The organism is Rhizobacter koreensis, assembly GCF_013366375.1.
GTDB classification, from domain to species: domain Bacteria; phylum Pseudomonadota; class Gammaproteobacteria; order Burkholderiales; family Burkholderiaceae_C; genus Schlegelella_A; species Schlegelella_A koreensis.
The window spans coordinates 21,014-27,527 of record NZ_JABWMJ010000020.1; the positions used below are offsets into that span (position 1 = coordinate 21,014).

Annotated in this window: 7 protein-coding genes; all 7 read right to left on the reverse strand. The window is 69.3% G+C overall.

What is annotated here, in order from left to right; translation table 11 throughout:
* Positions 1–71: 71 nt before the first annotated feature.
* Positions 72–536, reverse strand: coding sequence for a DUF4442 domain-containing protein (locus HQN59_RS24630; RefSeq protein WP_176071795.1), 465 nt, complete (start codon positions 534–536; stop codon positions 72–74).
* A gap of 165 nt (positions 537–701) precedes the next feature.
* On the reverse strand, positions 702–1,469 hold the full coding sequence (locus tag HQN59_RS24635; protein ID WP_176071796.1) for a phage protease: 768 nt from the start codon (positions 1,467–1,469) through the stop codon (positions 702–704).
* A gap of 32 nt (positions 1,470–1,501) precedes the next feature.
* Positions 1,502–1,969, reverse strand: coding sequence for a phage virion morphogenesis protein (locus tag HQN59_RS24640; protein ID WP_176071797.1), 468 nt, complete (start codon positions 1,967–1,969; stop codon positions 1,502–1,504).
* A 7-nt stretch (positions 1,970–1,976) separates the two neighbouring features.
* Positions 1,977–4,991 (reverse strand): tape measure protein, encoded by a 3,015-nt coding sequence (locus HQN59_RS24645; RefSeq protein ID WP_176071798.1) that lies wholly within the window; start codon positions 4,989–4,991, stop codon positions 1,977–1,979.
* Positions 4,992–5,166: 175 nt separating this feature from the next.
* A complete protein-coding gene (locus HQN59_RS24650; protein WP_176071799.1) occupies positions 5,167–5,646 on the reverse strand; it encodes a hypothetical protein in 480 nt (159 codons plus the stop codon).
* A gap of 88 nt (positions 5,647–5,734) precedes the next feature.
* Positions 5,735–6,094, reverse strand: a complete 360-nt coding sequence (locus HQN59_RS24655; protein ID WP_176071800.1) for a Mor transcription activator family protein — start codon at positions 6,092–6,094, stop codon at positions 5,735–5,737.
* A 31-nt stretch (positions 6,095–6,125) separates the two neighbouring features.
* Positions 6,126–6,514: hypothetical protein (locus tag HQN59_RS24660; RefSeq protein ID WP_217704304.1), on the reverse strand; the 389-nt coding region annotated here is incomplete at its 5' end.

Here is a 6,514-nt window from a genome sequence, read left to right on the forward strand (position 1 = left end):
GTAACAGGTCGACTGGCATCGCGCTTGCCGTTGCGCTGACGGGCCGCCGCGCTGAGCGACAGCCCACACGTTCACGCGGGCGAAGACGTCTCGACGTTGATCATCAGCCGGACAGTGGACACGAGCTCGCGCCCAACTGCGAGTAGCTGCACCTCGACCTCGTAGTCGCCCGCGGTCTTCCAGTCAACCGTCGACGCGTCGGCCAGCGCGTGCACCTCCGAATGCATGCGCCCCTGCACCGCGCATTGCACCGCGTATCCCCTCAGCGCCCATCGCGCGCTGGGCGGCGCGCCAGCGTCGAGCGCCAGCCCACCGGTGAGGAGCGCGAGCCCGCCGAGCGCAGCGTCGTCAGCGGTGTGGTGCTGCGGGTCCTTCGCGCCAACTTCGGTCGGCGTCGGCATCACGACTTCGGCGCCCGTCGAGCTCAGCGAGCGGAGCGCCGGCCGCAGGCTCTTGAAGAACGGTGTGAGCGCGAGAATGGTCTCGGTGAACTTGGCCGCTCCCTCGATGTGGAAGCGTGCGAGTGTCTGGTTCATGGCCTGGCTCCGTCAGCAGGGAAGAAGTACGTTCTCCTGGGCTTGTACGGAAGGGCGAATCCTCTGGTCAAAGCGACGTAGGAGAAGTGCGGCGCTACAGCTCCGCCGCCTCGAGCAACCCGCCTTCGGGACGGTGGAGACGAACCTCGCGTAGCACCGCGGTGCTCATGTGGACCTCGCCTTCACCAGGTGATTGGCGCCGCCGCCGGCGACGAACTGCTCGACGGTAACGCCGAGGGTGAGCAGCAGCGTGCGCACCTCGTCGTCGAGATAGCGCCCGACCGGCACGCTGGCCAGGTAGGTGCGCAGCGAAGCCGCGTCAGCCGCACCGAACCCCTCCGCCCACGCGCGCAGCTGCGGCGTCAGCTTGTGCTCGCGCACGCCCTGCTCGACCAGCGCCGCGATCTCGGGAGGCACCGATCGCTGCCCGTGCCAGACGTCCGCGCCGCCGGCGCCGGCGCGCAGCTGCGCGACCACCGGCTGCATGCCGAGCAGTGCCGGGAAGTTCGTCAGCGCCGCGTTGTGCAGCCCGGTGATCTGCCCCGTGGCGCGGTCGTACTCGATCACCGGCGAGATGAACCGGTATTCCTTGGCGGCGATGCGCTGACGCGCCGCGGCGGTCCAGTCGACGCGCGAGAAGAGCCCCTGGCCAACGCGCCACTCCACGTGCGTGATCCAGCCGGCCGCCGGCGCCGGTTTGCCGTTCTCGGGCGCGAGCATCGTCTGGTGCTCGTAGTCGATCACGATCGGCGTCGACGCGGCGGTGCCGTTCAGGCGCACCGCGAGCTTCACGCCGCCGGTGTCGTCGAGCTTCCAGGTCAGGTCTTTACCCGGTCGGCCGTCGCGCGCTTTGAACTCGCCGGCTGGGAGTAGTTGCGCCTCGCCATTCGCAGCGAGGGCCAGGGCTGTTGCGAGCAGTGCTTGGTGGCTCATCCTGGGGCCTTTCGTTGCGTTCCGTTGACGGCCTACCAACCCGCGAGCGAGCCAGCGAGGTACTCGGCGATCGCGAGCTCGACCTCTTCCTGGTCGTCGCGGCCGAGCTGTCCCGCCTCGTGATCGGCGAACAGAAAGCCGCGCCGCGGCATGCGCCTGGTGCCGGTCTCGTGATAGATGCCATAGGGCTCGCTCACGCCCACCTCGACCCAGTCCTGGCCAGCGCTGTAGCCGAGCGACTGCTGCATCAGGCCGGTGGCCTCCAGGATGCGAGTGGTCTGACCCTTCTTCAGCTTGCGGGCGATCGTGCTCGGCGCCAGCGGCGCCCACGCCGCTCCGTCCGGGTCGCGCTTGTTGATGAGCCGCAGGTTGATGTTCATCTCCACCGCGGCACCGACGTGAGCCATCAGCCCACGGGTGTCCTTGACGCGCCGAACCGCTCGATCGAGCGTGCGCGTCAGGTCCAGGTTCTGAACCGCGATCGTGATCCGGTCGGCCATGCCCGCCCTACCTGGCGCCGGCCAGCATGCCGCCCTGGCGCCGCTCGTTCGCGATGACGTCGATGACGGTCGCGCGCACGCGCCGGCCGAGCTCGTCGCCGAACGCCCGCCGGTCGTCGTCGGCGCCGTCCGCGCCGCTCACGGAAACGTTGACCGTCACGCCGCCCATCGCCAACGCGCCGAGGTTGCGCACGTGCCGCGGATCGCTCGCCTTGAGCACCTCCTCGCCGAGCTCGAGCACTGCCGGCACCTCGTTGGGCTTGAGCCCGGCAATGCCTCCCGAGTGGTACCGCGGCGCCAGGGCGAACGCCGCGGCTGGCACTCGCTGCTTCCAGCCACCGCTGCCGCCCGCGATGCCGCCCGTGTGCAGGACGCCCACGACCGAATCCATGTACACACCGCTGCTGCCTCCGCCGCCGCCGAACAGGCCGGCGACAGCGCCGAGCAGCGAACCCCAGAACCCGCCGCCGCCGGAGGCGCTTGACGCCGCAGTCTGGAACTGCTTCACCAGCTGCTCGGCCAGTCCCTGGTTCAGCACGTTCAGCATCGCCGTGGCGAAGCCTCGCACCATGTCGACCAGCGCGGCCTTGGTGGACTTCGCGCCCGTGGACACGTCGTTGAGCGCGGTCGTCAGGTTGGACAACGCCGCGCCGCGAAGCGAGCGCTCCAGGTCGGTCGTGGTGTCCTTCAGCTTCGCGAGGTTCTGCCGCAGCCCCTCCACGGCGTTCTTCTCGGCGTCCGTGGCGGCGAGCTCTTGCAGCTTGCGCAAGATGTTTTCCAGCAGCGGAATGCTCTTGGCACGCGCTTCGAACTTGAGTCGCTCAGCCTCGGTCGTCGTGATCGCGCCGGCGCGCACCTGCGCGTCGATCTCTTCCTCCTTCAGGCGCACCGCGTCGGCCAGCGTCCCGTAGGCGTCCTGCAGCTTCCTGATCTCGGCGATGCGCAGCCGCACCTGGATCAGCTCGTCGGTCTTGGCGGTGCCGCCGGTCTCCTGGCGCTCGCGCCGGCGCATGTCGGTGAACTCGCGCTCCAGGCGCAGGCGCTCGTCCGCCACGGTGAGCTGATCGTTGCCGGCGCGGATCTCGTAGTCGACCTCGGCGCGCTGCCTGGCCAGCTCGTCCGTGATGCGGCGCTCCTCGACGGCACGCGATCGGGCCGCAGCAGCGCGATCGCGCCCGGCCTTGACCAGGTCGACCTCGAGCTGCGCGATCGCCGTGCGGTCACCTGCGATCGCCTCCTCGAACCCTTCCCGGTCGTTGCCCGAGCGCGCCCGCTTCAGCCGCTCAGTGTTCTCCTTCACCACGCGGCGGCGCGCTGCGATCTCCGCCTCGATGCGGGCGATCTCCTGGGCCGACTGTTCGTCCTCGAGCGCGCCGCGGGTGGCGAAGAACTGGCGCGTGGAGACGAGCTGCTCGTCGTACATCGCCTTGTTCGCGTCCAGCTGGCGCTGCGTCGAGTCGGCCACGATCGCCGCGATTCGGTCGTACTCTTCCTTGTACCGCGCCACGCGCGTGGTCACGCCGGCACCTGGTGCCGTCGCCTTGGCGACCGCCTCGCGCTCGTTCTTTGCCTGCTCGGCGAGAGCGCCGGCCTTCTCCTGCTGCAGCTTGCGCTCGAGCGCCAAGTTGCCGGCCAGGCGCGCGGCCGCGATCTCGCGATCCTTGGCCAGGATGTAGGCCGCGCGCTTGTCGGCGTACTCCTGCTGAATGCGCGCGAGCGTCTTGTTATCGTTCTCGAACTCGGTGACCGTGCGCGGGTCGCGCAGCGGCCGGTCCTCGCCCAGCGCCGGCCCGCCTCGGGGTCCAGCCTTCTCGCGGAGCTTGACCTCGATCTCGCGGTTGAGCGCGAGCAGCCGCGAGGCGAGCGCCGTCTCCGCCGACGCACGCGCGAAGGTTGCTGTCGCCGGGTCGCGGGTCTTGAGATCGTCGAGCTGCTTCTGCACCGCATCGCGCTCAGCCCGGATGGTGTCGACCGTGCGCTCGGTTGCAGCCTTCTGTGCCTTCTGAACGCCGATCCACGCAAGCGCGAGCGAGCCGAGGGTCACGATCAGACCGACAGGCCCGCCGATGATCGAGAGCAACCCGCGCGCAGCGATGCCGATGGTTGTGATGCCTCCGGCCAGCGCGCCGGCAGCCGTCACGGCCGTGCCGAGAGAGGCGACGAAGCCGCCGATCTTGACCGCGAGGAGCGCAGCCGCTAGCGCAGCGAGCGCCGTCACGACGGTGTCGATGTTCTCGGCCAGTAGTCGGAAGGCGCCGATCAGCGTCTTGACTGCCGCGCTGCCCTCGGCGCTTCGCCCAACGAAGCGGGAGAGCGCGTCGCTCGCCGCCTGCGCGGCGCCGCCGATCGTCGCGGGCATCTGCGCCGCTTCGGCCCGCAGCTGCGGGAGCGCCTTGGTGAGCGCGCCGACGACGGCGCTGGTCGTGAGCGCGCCATCTTCGGCGAGCTTCTTCAGCTGGTCGCGCGGCTTGCCGAGCCCGGCCGCCAGAGCGTCGAGCAGGCGCGGCGCCGCCTCGGCGATCGCGTTGAACTCTTCCCCGCGCAACGCACCCGAGCCGAGCGCCTGGCTGAACTGCGTGATCGCCGAGCCGGCCTCGGCCGCGGTCGAGCCGCCGAGCTTGAGCGCCGCGAGCATGGCCTCGGTCGTGACCTGCGCCTCTTTCAGCCCGCCGCCGAGCGGCCGCACGGCGCCGAGCACGCGCGTCATCAGCGTGCTCAGCTCCGCGAGCGGCGCCTGGTACTGCTGCGCCAGGCGAATGCTCGACGCCTGCGCTGCGTTGAACTCCAGCGTGTCGCGGGTCGCGCCCTTCAGGCGCGCGGCCATGTTCGCGTAGTTGTCGGCCATCTGCGAGATGCGCCGCACGCCCTCGGCGCCGATGACGATGCCGCCGAACGTCTGCACAGCCGACACCGCGCGCGCGACACCGGCGTTCAGGTTGTCGAACGAGCCGCGCAGCTGGCGCAGGTTCCTCACCGCGTCGTCGACGCTCGCGGTGATTCGGATCTTGCCTTCGACGGTCATGTGCTCTGGCTCCCCGCGCTGGAAAGGTGCTACTCCGCCAGTGCCTTCAGGCGGGCCAGGAGCGGCTCGCCGCCGCTGGCGGCTAACGCGGCGTCCTCCAGGCGCTCGAGGCGTTGGCGCCGGTCACGTCGCACGCTGAGCTCGAGGTAGACCTTGAACTGGTGCAGCGTGTAGCTCAGGACGTCTCCGTGGCTGTGGCCGGTGCGGGCGAGCTGCTCGAAGGCCCAGCCCCAATCGCCGGCGTCGCCTTCTGCATCGCGGCCCTGATCTTCCCCTTGAGTAGCGGTGCGATCCCGTCGAGCTGGTCGCTGAGGGACGGCACCGCGCGAAAGAAAAAATCCGCGTTGACCTCGCAGCACACCAGCAGCAGCGCCGCGGCGCGGTCCGGTGTCATGGCATAGATCGTCTTTGCGTCGACGCCGGTGCAGAGCGCGATCGCCTCGCAGATCGGGCTGGTCTGGCGCGCCAGCACGCCGGCCGCGGCCGGCAGCGTCGGGTCGAGCATCAGGCGCGTGATCTCTTCGAACGCGGGCTCGACGCACGTGACGAGCGCGGGAAGGATGCGCATCGTGATCGGACGCAGCGTGAAGGTAGCGCCGTCGATGTGGACCGTCGTCTCCGGCGGCTCGATGAAGTTGATCGTGGTGTGGTTCATGTTGAAGGTTCCTCTCCTGGGTTCGCGGCAGCGAGTCGCTCGCGCCGTTGTTGTGCAGCTGCTGCGCCGGCATCGCTGCGAGCGGGGCTCAATCCGCGGCCCTTGTTGCCCGCGTGGCAGCGGCTTCGCGCTGGCGTCGCACGTGCGCGCTGATCGAATACACCTGGCGCTGGGTGATCCCGAAATCGCGCGCGACATCGTCCACGTTTCCGCCGCGCTGCAGGCGCTCGTAGATGCGCTCGTCGCGCTCTGAAAGAAACCACTGAGCGTTCTTAGGCACGTACATGAACGTGCCGCCGTACTCGGCGGCGAGCTCGTACGCGATCTCGCGCATTGCTTCACCGGCCTGCTGCCGAGGTACCGCGAGCTGAGCCTCGAGAACTCGCGCGCCGATCTCAGTCAGCCGCACCATCATCGCCCCGCTAAGTTGCCCGCCCTTTCGACCCATGCAGGTGAACTCCGCCGCCCGCTGGCAGCGCTCAGCGCGCGGACACCGCCGCGTGCGGCTTCAGTTCCTCGAACTGCATCTGCACGCTCGCGAGCTCCTCGTCGATAGCGGTCAGGCGATCGTCATTGGCGTCGATCTCGGCCTCACGTTCGGCAATAGTCGGGCCGCTGTTGTTCTCGACCAAGCTGCCAGGCGCGTTCGTCTGCCAGCGAGCCGCGATCAGCGCCTTGATCTGATCGCCGAAGAAGTAGCACAGGGCCACCTCCAGGTTGCTCAGCTCGCCTTTGCCGAGCAGGCTGCGCATTTCAGCGATCGTGGACGTCCGTTTCGACGTGATCGCAGACGCTGTTTCAGCGCGATCGTGGACGATCACGGAAGCACGCGAGTGAATGAGTTCATCGTATCCCAGCCGTCCACGAT